Source organism: Candidatus Hikarchaeum yamanae (assembly GCF_009889665.1).
GTDB classification, from domain to species: Archaea; Halobacteriota; Halobacteria; order Halobacteriales; family Hikarchaeaceae; genus Hikarchaeum; species Hikarchaeum yamanae.
Window position 1 is genome coordinate 22722 of sequence record NZ_WTZR01000002.1, and the last position, 22243, is coordinate 44964.

Consider the following 22243-nt stretch of genomic DNA (forward strand, 5'->3'; position numbering starts at 1 on the left):
CAAAACCTGAAAATATTCTGTTCTTGTTTTCCACATTTAATACCCAAGATCTTCAATTGATTTCCCTGTATATTCGTTATTAAGAAGAACTTCTACAGGCAACGTCGGTGCACTTTTAATTAAATTTTCCATTACTATCAATCCCTCTCTAGCTCGACTCATACCCACATAAAATACCCTCCGCTCACTGTCTGTAAGAATCGGAACAATTTTTGAAGTCGGATCATATTCTATCCCTCCTGTTACTTCTGAAGACATATGCTCAACAACCTTTTCCGTCAAATCGGTGGCAACATACACATAATCTGCTTCTCTACCCTTCGACGAATGGATAGTTCCTATTCTCACACGATCATGCTCAATGTCTTGATATTCCCCTTCAAAGTAAGACTTAACACAACGTTTTTGATAATTACTCACTTTTCGAATCATTTCAGACGCAACATCTGGGCTCGGCATAAACGGAATTTGTTTTCGTATAAATTCTGCGGAAAATTCAACCTGGTTTTTGTCCTTTGTATTTTTCTTTTTCAGAGCATTATGTACTGCATCAAATAGTTCCTCTCTTTTCCGTGCACCAAACGAAGAATCCACCAATATGTCTGCTAATAAATACACCTGACTCCCTGACAAATTCTCACCGGATTTGTAACATTCAACCGCCTCAACATATTTTGTGAGTTTTTCTGTCCACATATTTCCATCAGTCATCATGGAGAATGGAATCCCAATTTTCACAAATTCTTCCATGAATTCAAACATTTGATACCTAGCACGGAATAATACCATCAATGTTCCTTTGTCCGATTCCACATCCATTTTGATTCTTCGTACTAAGTCCAAAACAGATGGGTCTGGAAGAAACTCTATGTCTCCCCCTTCTGTCCTAGGTTTCAAATTTTTATTTTGCCTAACTTCCACATGTCCAATCACTTGCCCAACGATCTCAAGTATATTTGATGGAAGCCGATACGAATTATCCAATATTCTGTCCGATCCAATTTTCTCGTTAAGTAGCAATCCCGGATCTGCGCCTTGCCAGGCATAAACCACCTGATCATCATCTCCTGCTATGATCACGTTATCCATTTGAGGTTTCCATTGAGAATATATCCCATATTGCAATTTTGTAATATCCTGAAACTCATCGACAACCAAATTAGAAACTCGTGGTATTAGTTCACGCTCGTGAACCATCTCTAACATATCTGCAAAACCAACAATTTTATTTTCCAATTTATATTCTCTCCATTGTTCAATCAAATCTGGAATACTCAATCGATTATCTCCCGATGACCAGGTCGGGGTGTATTTATTCCCCGATTGTGCCCGTGGATCCAAATCAGGAGGATACCGTACTTTCTCAACATCCCACGTAAATGGAACATCGAACCAATCGTCCACGCTTTTATTTGTACGTTGGATCCATTGACTAGTTTCTAAAACTTTATTTCCCAACGCAGTGGATAATGTTGTTCTCCTCCCTCCACTTTTGTAATCTTCTTCATATTCCAACCCCCTATCTGAACAGAAACCCTTCCTATCAGAATCACTAACAACGCTTTTCCGAGATAATTTCAAAAGCTCGTATGCTTTTGCGTGCATTGTACTCACATTCCCGCGAAGAGATTCTGGTTCTATTTCAAGTCGAGATCCTAGCCTTTCTCTCAATTCTGTCGCTGCAGCCCGCGTATATGAAACTAGAAGAAGATCTTTTACATCAATCCCCGAATCAAGGAGCCCTTCGACCTCATTTAACAAGGCTGTCGTCTTCCCACTCCCTGGACCTCCAAAAAGACGTATTAGGTTTGGTCCATTTGATTCTTTCATTAATCACAACATAACAGTTCACTAAGGCATAAATACCGTTCGAAGTGACTCTGCGTCATAACTCTCCGATGGCTATAGATATGAATCATTTTCCCATCCTTCTTATATCTCATATATTTCTGCGTATTTTCTATTGATATATCCTACAAAATAATCTATTTTAATATCTTCTCCTACCGCCTTTTTAATCAATTCTGGCGTAGTGTATTTCCCCCCATGCTTGTGGATATTTTCTCCCAACCAATTCTTCAAATATTGATAGTCACCACTCCGAATCAATTCGCCTATGTCTCCTACCTCTTGCTCTATATGGTGACTAATCTGGGCTGCCAAAATACTACCCACTGAATATGTGGGGAAATACCCAAAAGACCCATGACTCCAATGTATATCCTGAAGACACCCCACCGAATCATTTTCTGGTGTTATTCCTAAATATTTCTCCATTTTTTCATTCCAAACAGCTGGGATTTCTGAAACTTGCAATTCTCCCCTTATCAGTGCACTCTCTATCTCATACCTAATTATTATATGTAAGTGGTAGGTCAATTCGTCCGCATTAACCCGAATTGGATTATCTAGTTTAACCCTATTGACCATTTTGTATACCCTCTCTGGACTTCCAAATTCCATCTTTGGAAAACGTGACCTGACAGTTGGCAATATCTCCTCCCAGAACGCAAGTGATTTCCCAATATGGTTCTCCCAAAACCTCGATTGAGATTCGTGTATTATCATCCCCATATCTCCGCACAATGGGGTGCCATAATGCTCACTTGGCAATGATAGGGTGTACAACGCATGTCCAAATTCATGGATTGTGCTCAACAACCCATCTACAAAATTTTCCCCTTCAAATCTTGTCGTTATTCTCGAATCAAAAACATTCCCCATTGAAAATGGGTGTGGGGACATATCTAACCTCCCTCTGGACCAATCATACCCTAATAAATTGAGCACATCTTCCGAAAGAAATTTTTGATTTTGCAAATCGAAATTACCCTCCAATGTCTCTTTTATATCTTCCCCCTCCTCCCGTATTTTTTTAATTAATGGGACTAGAGACTCCTTCAAGTTTACTAGTATTTCCTCAATAGAAGATAGACTTAAATATGGTTCATAATCTTGAACAAGAACATTATAAGGGTCCGCATTACTATCTATGCAATTTGCCATCTCGCATTTTTTCTCAATTAGCAATTGCAACATCCCCTCAAAATGTTTGAAATCTGATTTTCTTTTTGCCTCTACCCACATAGGAAACGACCGTGTTGTGAGTTGAGACAATTCTTTTATCAGTTCCGTCGGAATCAACATAGCACGTTCATGCATTCTTTTAATTTCTCTATGTATCGACCTCTCCTCTTCTCCTCCGTACTTTGACATCTCTTCTATTAGCCCACTCAATTTATTGTCTACTATTAATTCATGCCGCATGGTGGACAACACTGAAAATTGCATGGCTCTTGCATTTATTCCTCCCTCTGGCATCATCACTTCCTGATCCCAATGCAAAACACCCATCACTTCGTTGAGATTTTCTATTCGTTCTACATATTGGTTAAATTCTTCGTAAGTTCCCATCTATCTCTTCACCTCTGCTATCTTCCGATATATCTCTGAACAATCTTCTAGCGCCCTTATATCTACACTCTCTTCTGATGTATGAGCTTGCCCCCTTTCTGCCGGTCCGCACACAACACCAATGCATCCTTTCTCAGAAAACCAACCCGCGTCTGTAGTATGAGGTTTCGCGATTAATTCTGATCCCTTAGTCACTCCATTCGCCACTTCACGTACTCGGTGGGCAAAAGACATATCTTGGCATTTAAACGGAGGAATTTCATGCTTTATCTCCCATTCAATTTCGCCGTCCACTTGAATCGCACCACTTTCACCTGGGATAGTTCTCTCATCAATTATTAGAGTACATTTATCTGGGTTGATATTCGCCGCAGTTCCCCCCTCCATCACTGTCACTGTCACTGAGCTTTTCAGATCTTTCCCTTCGATATTAATTTCTTTAGTAGGTATTTTCAATATTTCTTGGATTACCTCCCCTGCCAGATATATGGCATTTCTCTCCTCATTCGGTTGGGACGCATGCGCAGCTTCTCCCAATATTGTTATTTGACTTTCCCGACGTCCCCTATGGGCAATAGCTATATCTACAACTCCCTCCTTCGAATATCCCATTGACCCCTCTCCTACCACTACAAATTTAGGATTAAACCCTTTTGAAATAGCATATTGAGCACCCACCCCTCCTATCTCTTCCCCAACAAAACTTGCAAACACCAATTCCATTTCTGCATTTGCATCTCTAAACGAATGCATCATTGAAGCAAGTGCCCCTTTCATATCTGCCGACCCTCTCCCATAAAGCCGACCATCTTTTTCAAAAACTTTACACCGATGACCCTCCATCTGATCAAAACTAGGGGGAACTACATCATGGTGTCCGATAAATGCTAATTCCTCCCCCGACCCCCTCCGAGCAATAATATTTCCCATTCCATCGCGTAAGACTTCCGCATCCGTTTCTTCTTTGAGCCACTTTTCAATCAATTTACCTACTTCTTCTTCACCCTCGTGACTTGGAACTGAGATTAGTTCCTTTGCTAAGTCTATGATGGTCATGTAATTACATTTACACCCGCAAAGAATTAGAACTACCCATCTTCAATTCAGTTGGTGTCACTACTTTCATCTCTTCCACTTCCTTTCAATCCTTGCTGAACCGTCGTTTCTTTGTCCACAATAAGATTATACGACGTCTCATCCTCATTCCACAAAACGAGGACGTCTCTAATCAAAACAATTCTTCCATATTCTGCCTCTGCCATAACCCGATTTTGCGGCGTTTCTTTCACAATCACAATATAATTATCTATTTTTTCCGACCCGTCCCCTACAAGAAACAATGAATTTTGTCCCTCGCTTAAATCCTGACTCAGTTTCACCACGATAATGTCTACTCTTTTTCCAATTCGGGTTCCTATATCTGATAATTTGACACATCTAGAAATGTCCCCAGGATGCCGAAATAAAGTCTGAGAATCCCATCTTAGTATGCTATATGCAACTTGGACGTCTATATTTACAAACTCCCCTTTCCTTTGACCACCCCGGTCAATTTTCTCTTGAAAAGAGGGAATCTCTATATCTGGCATTACCTCAAAGGACCAGCACTCACTACAAGGAACTTGACCTGACCACAAGCTAATCGCTGGGACATATATATTCATATTCGATGAAATTGCCCTTTCTACCTCCCTCAATTCAATTGCCGTATTTTTATCAGCAGGAGCAACGAGTATCATCGCACCCGTCTTTGATACAAATTTACTATACTTATTAACCACCGAAATGGGGTTTTCCAATTCACTAATAACGTTGGCAAATAATACGATGTCATAAACACCACTTGGCTCAAATTTTTCTGCCGTCTCTCGGTGAATATTTAAGTGTACATTGGCCCCTCTTTCTTCCATTAATATTTGCAAAATATCTGCCGCTTGACTCGGTTCTACTGCATTGTACTCCACAAGTGCATTTTCGGGTATGTAGTCTGAAATTCCCAATGCAGGCCCCCCAATACCTGCGCCAACATCGAGTATTCTCAATTTCCTTTTTAACAACCCTCCCTCTGAAATTTTATTTAATATATGCTGAATCGCCACATAGTACCCTGGAAAATGATATGCAGCATATGCTAGTGCATTTTCCTCATCATATTCTACTCCTCTGCCTTCATAGTAGTCTTTTTTTATCCCCCTAATCCTCTCTCTAATTATCTCTCCCGATTCCCCCAATTGCCATTCCTTTCCATATTTCTCTCTCAAAATATCTTCCAGTCGCGCAGAATACTTTTCTGGTATTTTCAGAACCTCAACCACCCGAGGGTCAATGGGATCCTCAGAAACTGGAGTAAACTTCCCATCAAACCTTTCTACCAAGCCTAGTTGGAATGCGTTATCCCTAATCTCCGATCTGATCAAATCTACCCCCACTGACCCTGATATATACTCTTCAATTTCTTCAGGATCAATTGGACGGATATTTTGTAAGTATCTAACATTTGATAAGATTTCCCGACTTCCTTTCAAATCCATAAACAGTCCTTTTACTTACTCATCTTGTCCAACCACATTACTTACTGGCCTCTTCATATAGTCGACTGAATTCTTCCCAATCCGAATTCGAAATTCTATTTGCAGCTTCTACGATTTCTTTAGCTCCTCCGAATACTTCTTGAATATCTGAATATACCTGGGCATTGCCATTTGTCATCTCTTTTACCAATTCGACCAAGACGTCAAATATTGGAGTTCCAAATTCTTCAGGAACCTCTTTCGCTGCTAATGCAAAAGAAAGAATGGCAGCATGGGTCATTCCTTGTACTGTTTTCATCACTTCGTCATGCTCCTCTGCAGTCGTAATAAACAGTGTATTCCCTGCCTTCTCAAGATCATTGAATATCTGTTCCGCTAATGGTCCTGTCTCGCCTATCACCAGGGCAATTCTGCCTGGGTAATTCCCCGGGCCAAACAAAGGGTGTAAACTGACTCTCCCTATGTCACTCGCATACACTTTCATAGCATCTATTGGGGTTTTCATCACCCCTGTGATGTCGCACATAACTCCAGTTGCATTTTTAGCATAAGTCGAAATAGCTTCAGTCACATAAGGTATTGGCACCGCAATGCAAACAACATCGAACAATTCTTCTGTATCCAAATCTGCTACTTTTCCCCCTATATCCTCTGCAGCTCCTTGGGCCATCTCGGCTTTTATATCCACAAATGTGACCTCTGCATCTACAGATGATGCAAACCAGCGTCCCATTGAACCCGAACCCACAATTAATAGTTTCATTACCTTCGCATAGACTTGCGAACCGTAAAATAGATTCGCTCATCGATTATCCCCTACCTGTCTGCTTAAAACACACTACCTCTTCTTTAACAAAATAGTATAGATCATTCTAGTTAATTGGCTCTGGATTCTTTTATAAAACCATGGATGTGGGCCCCTATGATCATTCCTACAACGGACCATATTATGACGTAATTTCCTATTCCCAAACTAGCAAAAGCTGGGCCTGGACAAACCCCAGCAACACCCCATCCTATTCCAAATATTACCCCTCCTATTATCACATCACTGTCCAAATCTCTGACTCTTAGCCCATATTTTTTACCCGTGAGTGGGGCCGATTTTCCAGTTCTTGCTCCCATCTGAATCCCAATGGCAGCAACAGTTGCTCCTCCTCCCATCACTAGTAGCAGTCCCAAATCGTCTAGCTGGAGAAAGTCTAAAACAACTTCTGGATGTGTCATCTGACTAATAGTAAGTCCTATCCCAAATATTATTCCCCCCACGAATGCCGCAACAAGAATTTGTCCCGCACGACTCATGGGACTACTCCTAAAAGTTCTGTTAAATGTGCTACAATTATTGCAACTCCTAAGAATATCACCACATTAACTAGTGATGCAGGAGAGAACGATGCAAGCCCACATATGCCGTGCCCCGAAGTACATCCTTTACCCAATCTAGCCCCTATACCAATGAATAACCCCCCAATCAATAATCGCCACCATTGGACTTCTGTTACCCATAGCTCTGCACCCGAAACCAAGGTGTAGCCTGCGGCACCTACTATTAATCCAATAGTAAACACCGCTCTCCAATCCCTCGACGAAATGAATTCCTCTTGCTGAAACCACTTTAATTTAGAGTAATACGAGACCGTTGTCTCTAGTGCTGTACTAGCACCTACTATTTGCCCTGTCGTAAAGTACATAAAAACTACGCTAGCCCCTATTACTATCCCTCCTATGAGATAATGCGACACCCCATTAGGAAATACAGTTACAACCAAATCCGCAATTTGAATTAAAACCATAATATACCTTTCACAATGAGTCTATTAACTCATTCGAAATAGGCAAAAATTTCCTAAATGATTTTTCGATTCTTTCTTGTACATTTGAGCATATTTATGCCAAAATTTTCTTTGGATATCTAGTCAAATTTTCATATCCGCTTTTTGTTACTAAAATCAAATCTTCGACGCGAATTCCCCCCTCAATTGGGTCGTATAGTCCAGGTTCCACTGTAATTACATTTCCTGTTTGCAAAACCACATGCTCCGAGTTAATCCTAGGAAATTCATGGATGTCTAGCCCAACTCCATGCCCTGTAGAGTGGATAAATCCCGTATCAGTAGCTGGATTTGACCTCAATGTTTCGTATCCTTCCTCTTCATATATGTCACACACAACATTGTGAATTTCATTCCCTGTGATACCCGGCCGGATCATCTCGATGGCAGTTTCCATCGCTTTTACTGTAGCAGCATATCTCCTCAAAACTTCAGACGATGGCGTTCCTTTAACCCACGTACGAGTCATATCTGCATGATATCCACTAATCTTGTCTTGTGGAAAAATATCAACTATTATTGGAACATTTGCAATAAGTGGTCCCTCCCCCGAATGATGTGGATCTGCCCCTTGTCCACCACTAGCAACGATGGTATCTCCTGCATCACATCCCCTTTTCATTAAGGCAAGTTCAATCTCACTTTTAACTATCTCTGATGTCAATATCTCTCCATTTTTGTGTAATATTCCATTTCTAATATTCGCCTCTGATATCATTTTTTCTGCAATATGCATTGCCTCCTCTGTAGCTTCTTGTACCCGCCTAATCTGTTCAATTTCTTCCTCATTCTTACAGGATCTAATTTTCGATAATTCCCTACTCGAATCTATTTCAATCTCAATTCCTTTTAATCTCAACCCATCCGCAGTCTCCAAAGGAAAATTCCCTGGAACAACCAATTTACTACTCTCTCTTTCCTCTAAAATAAACTCAGCAATAACTTGCATCCGAGCATCAATGGATCCTCTTTCTGCCACTAGCTCCTCAAATTTATATTCTGACAGCCGTTTAATTATACCTGATCGACTCTGTTTACAAGCACGTCCATATTCTAGTCCGGATACAAGCATTCGGATCCCGTTAGTAGTATACAGTGTAATAAACGGATCCGGGGCATCAAAACCCGATATATATTTTTGATTAGCATCTTCGGACGAAGCATCAACCAAATATCCATCATAATCTCCATCTTGTAAAAAAGAATCCAACTCCGAATACTGTACCATATTCTTTTCTTTACCTCGGAAGTTTAAAGCAAATTCTATGGGTCTATTCGCTATCATTTGCACATTCGCTAAATAGTACGGCATCTAACCAAACCCATGGACATAACCATTCGCCCCTCTTCCATCGAAGGATGCGTAATGGCACCGCCCTCTAAGAGCTACACACATCGGGCGATATTGGCAGCAGGACATTCTCTCTCCACCAAGATAGAAAATCCACTTCTAAGTGCCGATACCCGGGCAACCATCCGAGCAATAGAAGCTCTAGGTAGTACCATCACCGAAGACGATGGATTATCGATTACAGGGTTCCACGACCATCCCTCTCTCCCATCTGATGTAATTGATTGCGCAAACAGTGGGACTACTATGCGACTTTTAATAGCCACTGCAGCTTTAGTTGACGGGACAACTACACTCATTGGTGACGAGTCTCTTAGTTCGAGGCCACAAGGTGAGTTACTCGATGCCATTATACAACTTGGTGGTGAGGCAACTAGTATTGAAAACAATGGGAGTGCCCCTCTCGCCATCAAAGGCCCAATAAAAGGAGGATCTGTTTCAGTTCCTGGGAATATTTCATCTCAATTTATAACTTCACTATTGATGGCAGGGGGTGTCACGGAGGCCGGTATTGATATAACTATCACTTCCGAACTAAAGTCAAAACCTTACGTTGACATAACCATCGAAATCCTCCAATCCTTTGGAATCGAAACCCATGCAACTGAAAATGGCTACCGTGTCCCAGGGGGTCAATCCTATTCTTCACACAATCCCGTTTACAAAGTCCCTGGTGATTTCTCTTCAATGTCATATCTACTTGCAGCAGGAGCGCTAGCATCTGACAATGGAGTTGTAGTAACTGGGGCACAACCAACCTCTCAGGGAGATGCTGCAATCGTCGACATTCTCTCAAATATGGGTGCAGATATTCATTGGGACCTCTCAAAAGAAACCATCACCGTAACTAAATCCACTCTCTCTGGTGCTACTATCGATGTTGGAAATACTCCCGACCTTCTCCCCACAATTGCCATATTAGGCGCCACCGCAACTGGGAAAACAACCATTGTAAATTGCTCTCATGTTCGGTATAAGGAGACTGACCGCGTTTCTGCAATGAGTGAAGAACTACAGAAGTTAGGTGTAAAAACCAAAGAACAGTCTGATAAATTAACCATTTATGGATCAAATTCGCCTCTCATTGGTGCAAAACTTAATGGAAGAGGGGACCATCGAATCGTGATGTCCCTTTCGATTTTAGGTCTCATATCCTCTGGAGCTATTCAAATTTCAGGAGCAGAACATGTGGCAGTTTCTTATCCTGAATTTTTCCAAGTGTTGAAGAGCTTAGGGGCTGAAATAAAAGGTGATCAGTAACTATGAATGGAAATCAATTCGGAAAATTATTTCAAATTACTACTTTTGGAGAGAGTCATGGACCTGGAATTGGATGTACTATCTCTGGCTGCCCTGCCGGAGTTAAAATAGATGACAGCTATATCCAACATGACTTGGACAGGAGGCGACCTGGACAATCTATGGTTACTACTAGTAGGGATGAGCCCGACCAAGTTTCCCTTTTATCTGGGTTAGAAGGTGGCTACACAACTGGGGCACCTATTGGAATGGTCATATACAATAAAGATGCAAAATCCAATAAGTACGAACCATTTGTCACCGCTCCTCGCCCTAGTCATGGTGATTTTACCTACTCAGCAAAATTTGGGACAAGGAGTTGGGCTGGAGGAGGCCGATCGAGCGCTCGGGAAACTGCCAATTGGGTCGCAGCTGGTGCAGTGGCTAAAAAAGTACTCGAAGATTCCATTTACGATGTACAAATCAAAGCACATGTGAACCAAATAGGCGATTTAAGAGCCCCTGATATAACATTTGAAGACATGGTTAGTAATTCCGAGAACAATCCTGTTCGATGTGGCCACCCCTCTACTGCAAAAAAAATGGAAGCATTGATTACAAAATATCAAAAAGAAGGTGACTCTATTGGGGGGTCTGTCTATTTTGAAGCCCATGGTGTTCCCCGTGGATTGGGCGCACCACGTTTCGATTCATTTGAAGCAAGACTTGGACACGCCATGTTATCTCTCCCTGCAACAACAGCCTTCGAATTTGGCCTAGGACGTTCTGCCCGGGAATACACTGGGTTCGAACGAAACGACCCCTTCACCTTTGACAATGACGGGTCTGTAGTCCCTACCAGCAATAATCATGGGGGCATTCAGGGAGGAATCACAACAGGGGAAGTTATTTTTGGAGAAGTTACCTTCCATGCTCCAACTTCTATCGTGAAAAAACAACAGACTGTTGATTGGGCAACCAATGAAGAGAAAGAAATCCAAGTAATAGGCAGGCACGATCCAGTCCTTCCGCCACGAGGGGTCCCTGTAGTGGAGTCGTTACTCAACCTAATCGTCCTCGATTTCATGCTACTTGGCGGACGTATAAACCCCGATCGGATTGATGGAAAACCCGGGGTTTACGACACCGATTATCACCCTGCGAATCCTCAAAACGAGTAAATTCACAATCCGAAAAGGAATAAGTCTGTTACTTACTTTATTCATACTGGGTGAGATGGCAGAGCGGACTAATGCGCCAGTCTTGAAAACTGGTGGCCAACGGCCTCGGGGGTTCGAATCCCTCTCTCACCGCATACCTTTTATTTCGTCCAATCAGGATAAAAACGGAAGATTGCATAAAGTATGAGTAATCCCACTATCGATATAGTCCCAACGAGCTGGGAAAACTGAATACCAAACAGTTCCAGACCCGTGTAAGTCATAGTCGCGATGACCGCAACCAATGCAATGATTGCCTGTTCGGGTGTGATTGGCTCACTCATAACCCTTTCATTTTTTTGTCAATATCTTTATTCAGTTTCTTCATTTTTTTGTCAATATCTTTATTCAGTTTCTTCATTTTTTTGTCAATATCTGAAGCCATTATTCACCTCTTTTTCTTGGGGCCTTTTAGGGCCAAATTCGCTATTTTTTTGTCTTTTGCTTTCATCTTTTTATCTTTTTTCTTGAGTTCTTTCTGTAAGTCTCTGTATTTTTTATCAATGCCATTCTTTACGACGATTACTATAGATAGCTAATTCAATAAACCACTATTCTCCTTTCTTATCATTGAATTAAAACGATTTATTCATCATCTATACTTGGAATAGTGGGTGGGAACGCGACAACACTCATTATCCAACCAATAAACGCACACATGACCAACGCACCAAATGTAGCATGAATAGTCCAACCAAACGGCAACATATGCAAGTTAGTGCCTTCTATCCAATACATGCTACTTGCCCACTCCTCAGAACGCCACCACCACGAAATCATAACCACACTCACTTGACTTGTAGTAACCAATGGTACAAACAAACGTTTCCAACCTCTTTGGAGGATTGGTAGGCTAAGTTCCACTACCATTGCCCATGCAATACACATGAACAATAGTGCATTATTGAATTCACTGTAGACCCACATACCAATTGCGGGGAATATGAAGAGAATAAATAGGCTCCCCCGAGCAGGCATCCACCGGCGAATGAACAATAAGACAACAACTGAACTCACGAAAGCTTGAACCAACAAAGCCCGCATTCCCTGGCTCAACGCAACATCGTAAGTGTCATTCAAACAATACATCCCTCCTCCATCATAACAGAATGTCTGCAGAGGGTCAAACCAAATGTTTGCATAAATGGTAATAAGCACCGTACCGACCCATGCTGCACCAAGTCCAAAGACGATCAATATTTGAGACTTCAACCCATCTCTGCCGCTTTCTTTGTTAGCCCAAGCCGACCACATCGGCGCTGTAACTGCCATCATGAGTCCGATAAAAAGACCAATATGGGCGGGGGAAAGGAGAATGTCAACGCTCGTTTCAACACCAAGCGTTTCATGCCAGATCATGTCACCAAAACCCGACAGACCAAATAGAAGGATTCCATAAACCCCCGGCCTATGCTCTGGCGATATATCTCGAAGGGTCTTCAAGGGGTTTCTCACAAGGCCCCAAAGCCCTTCTTCTGGAAAAATAGCATAAAACATATATGCGCCATATGCAGTAGCACCCGCGTACCATATGGCATGCCATGGGGTGAAAAACGTATCATCGACCACCCCTGAAATATGTGCAAACGCATCGATTAGAAGGCCACCCAACCACCATAGTCCTAAAGCAAGAACGAATATTTCATAATATGGTTCGCCTATTTTTGGTAATGTCCCACGCCGTTTGTATACTAAGAAAACAAGGACGGAGGCAATGGCAAGCAATCCGAAATAAATCGTTGAGAATCCAAATATTAAATCCGGACCTTCTGTATGTAGGGGATACAATTTTCCACTCATCGTCGACGATTTCTCCTTTGACCTCTACCTTTCTTTGGAGGACCACCTCTACCTTTCTTTGGAGGACCACCTCTACCTTTCTTTGGAGGACCACCTCTACCTTTCTTTGGAGGACCACCTCTACCTTTCTTTGGAGGACCACCTCTACCTTTCTTTGGAGGACCACCTCTACCTTTCTTTGGAGGACCACCTCTCCCTCGGCGCCTTGGCCTACGACCTTTGTTTGAATTTCCCTTTTTATTAAGTTCTCCTGGTTCAAAATCAAGTTGAGGAACGGACCCTATATTTGGAGATACAAAGCGATAGTCAATGCCTACTTCTTTTTGTATTTGGGCATATAATTTTTGCTGAGATTTTTGAGCAAATGATATTACAAGTCCTTCTGACCCTGCCCTAGCGGTCCGACCACTACGGTGTTTGTAAGCTTTTCCATTTTCAGGAGGGTCATAATGAATGACACAGTTTACACCTTCGATATCTATTCCTCTAGCAGCAACGTCAGTGCAAATCAACGCTAGAGATTTCCCACTACTAAATTCTTTCATGGACCTATCACGTTGCCCTTGATTCAGTCCTCCATGCAAAGTGGAGTTACTTATCCCTGCTTCATACATTTTTTTCCCAAGCCTATCCACGCCCGCCCTAGTCCTGCAAAAAAGCATAGACCTGCCACATTTATTTATGACTTCTACTGCAATGGTTGGCTTCCCATGATTTTTCATGGTCCAAAAGAGATGTCGCATACTATCGATGCTTATGTCTTCGGGACCCACACGAATATTAACTGGATTTTTTTGATACAACCTAACTATTTCTGATACTTCATTATCCAGAGTCGCACTGAACAGAATCGTTTGGCACTTTTTAGAACATTTATCTAGAATACTTCGAACCGGCTTTATGAATCCCATGTCCGCCATGCGGTCTGCCTCGTCAACTACAACAACGTCTACATGCTCAAGTGAAAGAGAATTTCTATCGAGCAAATCCAGAAGACGACCCGGACATGCTACTACTATGTCAACACCATTTTTTAATCCACGAAGTTGGGGTTGATATGATGTCCCTCCATATATGGAGATGACATTTCTTCCGACCGATTTTGCCAAAGGATTGAGAACGTTTTGAATTTGTTCTGCCAATTCTCTTGTAGGTGTTAGAATTAAAGATGTTGGACGTCTAGATTTGGCTTTTTTCGAACGTTCCAACAGAGGGAGTCCAAATGCGAGGGTTTTTCCAGATCCTGTAGGTGCCCTACAACAAATATCCCTGCCCAATATGGCCTCTGGAACTGTTTCTACCTGAACTTCAAATGGTTTTGTTAGACCTTGTTTTTCGAGGGCCTGCACCAAGTTCGGGGAGATGTCAAAATCGGAAAAATAAACCACTATATACTACATTGAAGGCATCTGCATACTTATGTCCGTTATGATCCTGATTTAAAGGACGATGTATCCCCTCAACGAGAGAAATTCTTATTATCCCTTAAAAGAAAATAACTGCTGGTCTACTATGACACATATTATCAATCGACGGACTATGCTCAAGGGCATGGGCGCCGTCGGACTCACAACCCTTGCTGGGTGTGCCGGCCTCCCCGGAGGGGCACCGCAAGGACGAGATATAAAATTAGGACTCCTTATGGGAGTCACTGGTGGCCTTGCAGCACTAGGGCCACCTATTGTACAAGGCGCAGAACTCGCAGTAAAACACGTAAATGACGCTGGAAATGGTTTCTCAGTTACCACTCAGTTCGAAGACACAGGAACCGATCCCACCCAAGGTGTAAGCGGAGCAGAAGCTTTAGTCAATGCTGGTTACCCCATGATTTGCGGGGCTCTATCCTCCAGTGTTACTATTGCAGCAGCAGAAACTGTATGTATCCCTAATGGGGTAGCCGTATGTTCTGCAGCAAGTACCTCTCCTGCCATCACCACCATGGCTGACAACGATTTGGTCTTTAGGACTCCTCCAACCGATGCACTCCAATCCCTCGTATTGGCAGATGTAATTAAAGATACTCTAGGAGATTCGACCGCGTCCACATTGTTCCTAAACAACGATTACGGCACTCTTCTCAGTGATGGGTTTGTAGCCGCATTCGAAGCAAACGGTGGAACTGTCCAGGAACAAGTTTCTTTCGAGAAACAGCAACCATCGTATGTTGCACAATTGCAAAAAGCCTTAGCTGGAGGTCCCGACGCCCTCTTGATCATTGGATATCCAGAAAGTGGTGTACAGATACTCCGTGACTTCTACGCAGATCACGATTCTAGTGTAGATATTCTAGTCACAGACGGTCTATATGATGCTGAGCTTCCTGGAAAAGTTGGAAACGATCTAGCTAATGTTACTGGTACCTCTCCAATGCCTGCAGGACCTGGAAAGGCTTTCTTCGACACCGAGTTCGAAGCTGCATTTGGTGCTAAACCTTCTGTCAGTTACTGTGGATATGCATACGACGCAGCAGCAGCACTTATCCTGGCCAACGCAGCAGCCGGTTCCAACGACGGTGTTGCCATTGCCGCACAAATGAGAAAAATAGCCAACCCTGGTGGTGAGGTCGTAACACCTGAAACTCTCGCCGATGGTGTCGTAATGGCAGCTTCAGGCAAAGATATAGACTATCAAGGCGCTTCCAGTGCAGTCGACTTCGACGACAATGGTGATCTCGGAGCTGCATCCTACGAATACTTCAAGTGGGGTAGTAGCGGAATAGAAACCATCAGTACAATCGACTACAGCGGATAATCCGCTCATTTTTTATTTCTCTTCTTATATTTTACCCACCAAGAAACTCTTTTTTAACATGTTCATCGTTGAGCAGTGCCTCCCCTGTATCCACAAACCTATCTTTTCCTTGAACTAGTACATACCCACGATCACACCGGCGAAGAGCTTCTTTTGCATTTTGCTCAACCATCAAAATAGCAGTCCCACTTTCTCTAATTTGATCAACATAATCAAAATTTTCTTTCACTAGATCTGGAGCCAATCCGGCGCTTGGTTCATCTAACATCAATAGTTTTGGATTCAACACCAATGCCCTGGCCATCGCAACCATCTGTTGCTGTCCTCCTGATAATGTAGACGTTTTATCATTTTCCTTCGACTTTAATATTGGAAATTGATCAAATAATTCTTGTATCTGTTTTTCCTTTCCCTCTTTCATAATATATCCTCCAAGCTCTAAATTTTCTCTCACCGTAAGATTTGGAAATACATTTTCATTTTGAGGAACATAGCTTATTCCCAATTTAATTATTTCTTCTGTTGGGAGCCCACTGATATCTGACCCTTCGTAAATAATCTTACCATCTATGTGCTTGGTTAGGCCAAATATTGATTTCATAACCGTTGATTTTCCCGCCCCATTTGGGCCAACTATTGCAACATATTCTCCCTCTTCAACTACTATATTTACTTTTTCTAAAATTTGGAGATCTCCGTACCCTGCAACCAAATTTTTTACGTTCAATAATGTCATTCAGAACCACCTAGATATGCATCTATGACTTTTTCGTTAGTCGAAATTTCCGTTGGTGTTCCTTCTAATATCACTCCGCCATTGTGCATCACAATAATCGGATTGCAATGATTCATCACAACATCCATGTCATGCTCTACTAAAAGAAATGTGTAACCGTCTTTACTTAATTTTTTTATTAGTGTTATAATTTGCTTTTTCAAAGTGGGATTCACCCCCGCCATTGGTTCATCTAGTAGTATCATGGATGGGTCCATCATCATCACTCTAGCCATCTCCAACAATTTTCGCTGACCTCCTGATAGATTCCCCGCATATTCGTTGGCTAGCTTATCCAAATGGAATATGTCCAGAGTTTCCCAAGCTTTCTCTAATAACTCCGCTTCTTGACTTTCTACTTTTCTTCTACCCCCGCCCAATAACACACTCGACAATCGCTGCCCAATTTGATTTTTCGGAGCCAGCATAACATTTTCCATCACCGTCATCTCTTTGAGTTCTCGTGTTATTTGAAACGTTCGGACAAGGCCCACATTTGCAATTTGATATGGCCTTTTCCCCGTTATGTCTTCTCCATCGAATTTAACAGATCCTGTGTCTGGGTTGGTAATTCCTGTTATCAAATCGAATGTTGTAGATTTCCCTGCCCCATTGGGCCCTATTAACCCCGTAATCGACCCCTTTTCAATCGAAAAACTCACATCATTTACTGCAGAAAGTCCTCCAAATTTTTTACCAATTTTCTCCACTTTTAATGGGTATTTTTTCGCAGGTTTCTTTTTTCGACTTTGCCTCTTTTTTGTTTTAGAACTACTCATGCTTCTTTCTCCTCCTTTGTTTTTACAACAGGGCGTCTGGATATGTCAATACTCGCTGCTAGTTCCTTCCTATCTCCCAATAAACCTTCGGGCCTATTTTGTATTATATATATTAAAACCAATCCTAAAAATACCACCCTCAAAGACGATATATTTGCCAAAGAATATGCCACAAATGGCCCCAAATCCAACGATGAAATTGGAACTATTGCTTCTATAATTGAATTTGGAGCTTTATCAAATTTGAATACATGCATGACCACTCGGCGGACAAAATTTGGACCCTCAAAAAGGAGACTAGCAAACACGACACCCCCTATGATGCTACCTGTATTCGATCCGGAACCTCCAATTATCAATGCAATAAAAATATAAAATGTCAATATGGGTTGAAATGTAGTTGGATTTGTGTATCCATAACTACCCTGCCAGAGAATTCCTGCCAACCCCATCAGACCGCACCCTATGGCAAACACTTTAATCTTGTATATGTCCGTATTTTTCCCCAATGCATTCGCAACCATCTCGTCTTCCCGGATAGCTTTTAGAACTCTACCAAATGGGGAATTTCCTATTCGATATATCACTAAATAAAACAGGCCCACAACGAATATCAACACGATTGCATACGTCCACGAAACCACCACTGACGATTGGACTTGAACGATCTCAAAAAGTCCAAAAACATATTCTCCAAATACCGTCTTTCCAAGTCCAAGATTGCTCGGATCTGTATAGTACAAACCTCTGATTGGATTCATCGGCAAATGGATTCCCCTCCCTGCCCCCGTCCCCATTTCCACCCCTGCTATTGAGAACGTTTTAAATGTCAGAGCATTCGCAGTATACCTTATGATTTCTGCAAAACCAATAGTAACAATCGCTAGATAATCTGCTTTTAATTTTAGCGTTGGAATTGATATAAGCAATCCCAACAAACTTGCCATCAAAACCCCTCCAATAATTCCGATTGGGAGTGGCAATCCCAATCCTGGGATTAGCCCATTAGGATCTCCTGTTATTATTGCCATTGTGTACACGCCACTTAGCATGAATCCCGCAACACCAATATTAAATATTCCTGCATATCCCCATTGAAGATTTAACGCAAGCACTACCATCGCGTATACTGCGGATAAAAACATTATCCTTTGTATGGTATTGACAGTACCATTGAAGTCCAATCCCAAAATCATTGCCACTATTATGAACAAAAATGAAATACCTACAAAAGCGCTGACCACTATCCTAAAATCATTTTTCAGGAACATTTCTCTATTAAATTTCATGCTGTTGTAACTCCTTTGAACAACCCTTCTGGTTTATACAATAGAACTAGTACCATCACACTAAACACTGCCACGTTTGCTAAATCTGCAGGTATCCATATCAATGAAATAGTACTTGTAAACCCAATAACCACTCCTCCTGCTATGGCCCCATATACTGATCCAATTCCTCCTATTATGACTGCCGCAAAAATAAGCAATAAGAGTATCCATCCAAACTGAAATGAAATAGTTCCCCTTTCTAGCGTTATAAGAAATCCTGCTGCTCCTGTCAATGCACCCCCAATGATCCACGTAGCCCGAACAACCCTTTCTGTTGGTATACCTGTAATAAGCGCCAAATCTCTATTGTCTGCCATCGCTCTCATGGCCTTTCCAAGTGTACTATATTGCAAGAATACGTGGACGCCAACCATTAGTGCGATTGCAACTAGAACTAATGTTATTTCACCCAAGTCTATTTGTACTGATCCCGTGCCAACTGGAATTGAATAGGATGCCGTAAGACTAGCCGCTGTCAACCCGCGATTTTGTGTTTTAAATATGAATGCCAATCCATAACGCAGGGCAAGAGAAACACCAATACTTGCAATCAACAATGCAATACCATCATTATGATGTCTCATCGGACGAAAAACAAAGCGATCAATGGCCAGTGTTAATAACACTGTACCCATTATTGCAACAATCAAACCAAACAATACCGCCAATGGAGTCGTGGAAACACTTATACCCAATTCGGTTACGTTTATTGGCTTTCCTGCCCCGACTAGTAGTAAATTTTTCATGTCGAATCTACCCACTCCCATTACTGCAAAAACAGCAACCCATCCTGAAAATCCGCCCGCAGTGATCATATCCCCATGGGCAAAATTTGCAAATTTAAGTATGCTATATGTTAAAGACAATCCCACTCCTGCAAGCCCTATCGCCAACCCAATTACCAACCCATCCCATAAATATGTGGCTACAATTTGCGATTCCGTCTCCCCTATTATCAATTGAAAGATAAGGTCCACTAATAGTATGGATATACCCAGAACAACAAGTGTCGTACCCCGATCTTTTTGAACTTTTTCACGCAATATGTTATAATACTTTATCATCCCTATGCTATGTACGCACATAGGCGCGACACATAATAAATCCCTGTAAACATAAAATTGATACAGAAAAGCCTTTCAATGATCCTATCTCATTCTCCTACATCTATGATTGAGACCCTTGACAATCTAGATCCCAAAGGGAAGCTCATAGGAATTCGTGTTGATATCAATAGTCCTCTTATAGATGGTGATTTATCAGACGACACCCGGCTAAGATCGCATCTCGAAACACTTTCTGAACTAGTATCTGCAGGGGCACGAATTGTATTGATGGCACATCAAGGCCGCCCAGGTGAAGATTCATGTATCTCTCTGCAACCTCATGCCCTCCGATTGGCCGACATACTTGACACTCCCGTTCACCATGTTGAAAACACCCATTCGAAAAAAGCTTTAGATAAAATCAAACAGCTCCCCCATGGGGAAATTTTAGTCTTAGAAAACACCCGTTTTTGTCCAGAAGAATATATAGAAATGGAACCAAAGGATGCTGCAACAACAAAATTTGTCTCCGCCCTTGCACCCCATTTCGATGCATATGTCAACGACGCATTTGGATCTGCTCATAGGTCTCACCCATCTCTCGTAGGATTTCCATATCTTTTACCCAGTTATGCTGGAAGGCTACTAGAAAAAGAATTAAAAGTCCTTGGAACAATCCACGAATTACCCAAACCCCGGGTATATTTTTTAGCAGGTAAAAAAACCATTGACTCCCTTGCCGTAGCAGAGTCAGTTCTCAAACATGATATTGCAGACGAAGTCCTCGCAGCTGGTCTTTTTGGAAACTTTCTTCTACATTGTGATGGGGTCAATTTAGGCGCCCCTAGCATGGATATACTACGTACAAATGGTATCTTAGACTATCTTGATCAAGGAAAATCACTCCTTGCTAATTATGGAGATCAAATCAAATTACCAATCGACGTCGCCATTGATTCAAATGGACGTCAAGAAGTACTGGTCTCTGATCTCCCCGCCGAAGGTCCTATATTTGATATAGGTTCTCAAACCATCACCAAATTCAGTTCTTCTCTGGAATCTGCATCAACAACGATTCTAAATGGACCTGCAGGATTGGCAGAAGTCTCTCACTTTTCTCAAGGAACCATTCATGTCTACGATGCAGCTACTCAATCCGACACTAGCATCGTAGGAGGGGGCGACACGATAGCACTTCTCGATCAATTTGGAATTAGGAATTTTTCTCATATAAGTACGGGTGGTGGTGCAGCAATGAGACTATTAAGTGGTGATTCCCTTCCAGCAGTGGCTGCATTGGCTCTTAGAAACTCTTAAATCTCATTCAGAGGATAAAACTAATTTGTGCTTCAGTAACTCAGCAGGCCAGAGTGCTGGTTTTGTAAACCAGATGTCGGGGGTTCGATTCCCTCCTGAAGCTTAATGCAGCAAGACATCAGCGACACGATACGTCAAAGGCTCTCGAACCATCTACCCCGTAGAGAAGTCATTACTGGATTCTCCCAAGAAGAACTAGAACAATTTCTACTTGGACACTTCCGAGCTATACAAAAATGCCTCGTAGAGCGAAAAAAAACCCCCGTTGAGGATAAAATAAGCCAAGGTATCCTAGATAATTTGCCCGCAGAAGAGATAATAAAAAATCTATCTCTCCAGGAAATGGAACATTTCCTTCAAGAAAACCGAGATATTCTAAAATTAATTTTACTGTAGATTCAACTTTTCAGTTCGGCCCTCGTTGATGGATGCAACAACAGTGCCACTGCTAATATTTCAAGTATCAATGGAATGCTATATACATAAAAGAAAGTGTCAATGACTAAGAAATCCGTAGCCGGTCCAAATTCTATTATTTTTAATATTCCTATTGCAGTTAGGATAGGCACTGCATACTGTACTATTTGGCCTTTGGTCAATTTCCTTCTAGCAATTTCCAATTTACAAACTCCAAATACAAAAAAGAGAATGATCGCAGGCAATGGAGCCGTTTCCTCTCCTGCGAGATGACTTTGGGAAGTATATACAAACATGATCAAGAACCCAATTCCTGTAATTATTTGCAAATACATGGCATTCTTTACGGTACATAGTTCATCTATTAATGACATATCTCGACCACTTACGATCCTTTGATATATTAATTATCCGGAATGGACAAATATTGCCGGAAA

Annotated in this window: 21 protein-coding genes and 2 tRNA genes; 7 read left to right on the forward strand and 16 right to left on the reverse strand. The window is 41.8% G+C overall.

What is annotated here, in order from left to right; translation table 11 throughout:
• Positions 1 to 36 precede the first annotated feature (36 nt).
• From ACM9H2_RS01170 to ACM9H2_RS01205, 8 genes are all read right to left on the reverse strand, one after another.
• The gene (locus ACM9H2_RS01170) at positions 37 to 1830 is read right to left on the reverse strand and encodes a UvrD-helicase domain-containing protein (RefSeq protein WP_415487347.1); all 1794 of its coding nucleotides are present in this window, start codon (positions 1828 to 1830) and stop codon (positions 37 to 39) included.
• A 102-nt stretch (positions 1831 to 1932) separates the two neighbouring features.
• The gene (locus tag ACM9H2_RS01175) at positions 1933 to 3414 is read right to left on the reverse strand and encodes a carboxypeptidase M32 (protein WP_415487349.1); all 1482 of its coding nucleotides are present in this window, start codon (positions 3412 to 3414) and stop codon (positions 1933 to 1935) included.
• Entirely contained in the window at positions 3415 to 4470 is a 1056-nt protein-coding gene (locus ACM9H2_RS01180; protein ID WP_415487351.1) for a M20 family metallopeptidase, read from the reverse strand.
• A 47-nt stretch (positions 4471 to 4517) separates the two neighbouring features.
• Positions 4518 to 5945, reverse strand: coding sequence for a small ribosomal subunit Rsm22 family protein (locus tag ACM9H2_RS01185; RefSeq protein ID WP_415487353.1), 1428 nt, complete (start codon positions 5943 to 5945; stop codon positions 4518 to 4520).
• Positions 5946 to 5982: 37 nt separating this feature from the next.
• Positions 5983 to 6708, reverse strand: coding sequence for a prephenate dehydrogenase/arogenate dehydrogenase family protein (locus ACM9H2_RS01190; protein ID WP_415487355.1), 726 nt, complete (start codon positions 6706 to 6708; stop codon positions 5983 to 5985).
• A gap of 113 nt (positions 6709 to 6821) precedes the next feature.
• Positions 6822 to 7250 (reverse strand): DUF6691 family protein, encoded by a 429-nt coding sequence (locus ACM9H2_RS01195; protein WP_415487357.1) that lies wholly within the window; start codon positions 7248 to 7250, stop codon positions 6822 to 6824.
• Positions 7247 to 7741: a YeeE/YedE family protein gene (locus tag ACM9H2_RS01200; protein ID WP_415487359.1), complete on the reverse strand. Its 495-nt coding sequence runs from the start codon at positions 7739 to 7741 to the stop codon at positions 7247 to 7249. Before ACM9H2_RS01200 ends, ACM9H2_RS01195 begins: the two co-directional genes overlap by 4 nt.
• Positions 7742 to 7835: 94 nt before the next feature.
• On the reverse strand, positions 7836 to 9008 hold the full coding sequence (locus ACM9H2_RS01205; RefSeq protein WP_415487361.1) for a M24 family metallopeptidase: 1173 nt from the start codon (positions 9006 to 9008) through the stop codon (positions 7836 to 7838).
• A gap of 96 nt (positions 9009 to 9104) precedes the next feature.
• On the opposite strand from ACM9H2_RS01205, the gene aroA reads away from it, so the two are divergent.
• The 3 genes from aroA to ACM9H2_RS01220 all read left to right on the forward strand — a co-directional run bounded on the left by aroA (position 9105) and on the right by ACM9H2_RS01220 (position 11683).
• Complete coding sequence (aroA, locus tag ACM9H2_RS01210; RefSeq protein ID WP_415487363.1) at positions 9105 to 10391, forward strand: 3-phosphoshikimate 1-carboxyvinyltransferase; 1287 nt, start codon at positions 9105 to 9107, stop codon at positions 10389 to 10391.
• Positions 10392 to 10393: 2 nt separating this feature from the next.
• A complete protein-coding gene (aroC, locus tag ACM9H2_RS01215; RefSeq protein WP_415487365.1) occupies positions 10394 to 11551 on the forward strand; it encodes a chorismate synthase in 1158 nt (385 codons plus the stop codon).
• Positions 11552 to 11600: 49 nt separating this feature from the next.
• Positions 11601 to 11683 (forward strand) — tRNA-Ser (locus ACM9H2_RS01220).
• Between the two features lie 8 nt (positions 11684 to 11691).
• On the opposite strand, the gene ACM9H2_RS01225 is transcribed toward ACM9H2_RS01220, so the two are convergent.
• From ACM9H2_RS01225 to ACM9H2_RS01235, 3 genes are all read right to left on the reverse strand, one after another.
• On the reverse strand, positions 11692 to 11874 hold the full coding sequence (locus ACM9H2_RS01225; RefSeq protein ID WP_415487367.1) for a hypothetical protein: 183 nt from the start codon (positions 11872 to 11874) through the stop codon (positions 11692 to 11694).
• A gap of 301 nt (positions 11875 to 12175) precedes the next feature.
• A complete protein-coding gene (locus tag ACM9H2_RS01230; RefSeq protein WP_415487369.1) occupies positions 12176 to 13390 on the reverse strand; it encodes a hypothetical protein in 1215 nt (404 codons plus the stop codon).
• A complete protein-coding gene (locus tag ACM9H2_RS01235) occupies positions 13387 to 14739 on the reverse strand; it encodes a DEAD/DEAH box helicase (RefSeq protein ID WP_415487371.1) in 1353 nt (450 codons plus the stop codon). The genes ACM9H2_RS01230 and ACM9H2_RS01235 overlap by 4 nt, the downstream gene beginning before the upstream one ends.
• A 163-nt stretch (positions 14740 to 14902) precedes the next feature.
• Between ACM9H2_RS01235 and ACM9H2_RS01240 the strand changes: the two genes are divergently transcribed.
• Entirely contained in the window at positions 14903 to 16141 is a 1239-nt protein-coding gene (locus ACM9H2_RS01240; protein ID WP_415487373.1) for an ABC transporter substrate-binding protein, read from the forward strand.
• A gap of 31 nt (positions 16142 to 16172) precedes the next feature.
• On the opposite strand, the gene ACM9H2_RS01245 is transcribed toward ACM9H2_RS01240, so the two are convergent.
• Genes ACM9H2_RS01245 through ACM9H2_RS01260 form a run of 4 tightly spaced genes read right to left on the reverse strand, consistent with a single transcriptional unit; the run spans position 16173 to position 20096 of the window.
• Positions 16173 to 16877: an ABC transporter ATP-binding protein gene (locus tag ACM9H2_RS01245; protein WP_415487375.1), complete on the reverse strand. Its 705-nt coding sequence runs from the start codon at positions 16875 to 16877 to the stop codon at positions 16173 to 16175.
• Positions 16874 to 17695: an ABC transporter ATP-binding protein gene (locus tag ACM9H2_RS01250; RefSeq protein WP_415487377.1), complete on the reverse strand. Its 822-nt coding sequence runs from the start codon at positions 17693 to 17695 to the stop codon at positions 16874 to 16876. The genes ACM9H2_RS01245 and ACM9H2_RS01250 overlap by 4 nt, the downstream gene beginning before the upstream one ends.
• Complete coding sequence (locus ACM9H2_RS01255) at positions 17692 to 18984, reverse strand: branched-chain amino acid ABC transporter permease (RefSeq protein ID WP_415487379.1); 1293 nt, start codon at positions 18982 to 18984, stop codon at positions 17692 to 17694. Before ACM9H2_RS01255 ends, ACM9H2_RS01250 begins: the two co-directional genes overlap by 4 nt.
• Positions 18981 to 20096 carry a branched-chain amino acid ABC transporter permease gene (locus tag ACM9H2_RS01260; protein ID WP_415487648.1) on the reverse strand — a complete coding sequence of 372 codons (1116 nt, stop codon included), beginning with the start codon at positions 20094 to 20096 and terminating at the stop codon, positions 18981 to 18983. The genes ACM9H2_RS01255 and ACM9H2_RS01260 overlap by 4 nt, the downstream gene beginning before the upstream one ends.
• A 99-nt stretch (positions 20097 to 20195) precedes the next feature.
• Here ACM9H2_RS01260 and ACM9H2_RS01265 point away from each other — a divergent pair, with 99 nt between their 5' ends.
• The 3 genes from ACM9H2_RS01265 to ACM9H2_RS01275 all read left to right on the forward strand — a co-directional run bounded on the left by ACM9H2_RS01265 (position 20196) and on the right by ACM9H2_RS01275 (position 21785).
• Positions 20196 to 21389, forward strand: a complete 1194-nt coding sequence (locus tag ACM9H2_RS01265) for a phosphoglycerate kinase (RefSeq protein WP_415487650.1) — start codon at positions 20196 to 20198, stop codon at positions 21387 to 21389.
• Between the two features lie 29 nt (positions 21390 to 21418).
• Positions 21419 to 21492, forward strand: a tRNA-Thr gene (locus ACM9H2_RS01270).
• Positions 21493 to 21494: 2 nt separating this feature from the next.
• Positions 21495 to 21785: a hypothetical protein gene (locus tag ACM9H2_RS01275; protein ID WP_415487381.1), complete on the forward strand. Its 291-nt coding sequence runs from the start codon at positions 21495 to 21497 to the stop codon at positions 21783 to 21785.
• A 2-nt stretch (positions 21786 to 21787) separates the two neighbouring features.
• On the opposite strand, the gene ACM9H2_RS01280 is transcribed toward ACM9H2_RS01275, so the two are convergent.
• Complete coding sequence (locus tag ACM9H2_RS01280) at positions 21788 to 22180, reverse strand: hypothetical protein (RefSeq protein ID WP_415487383.1); 393 nt, start codon at positions 22178 to 22180, stop codon at positions 21788 to 21790.
• Positions 22181 to 22243 lie beyond the last annotated feature (63 nt).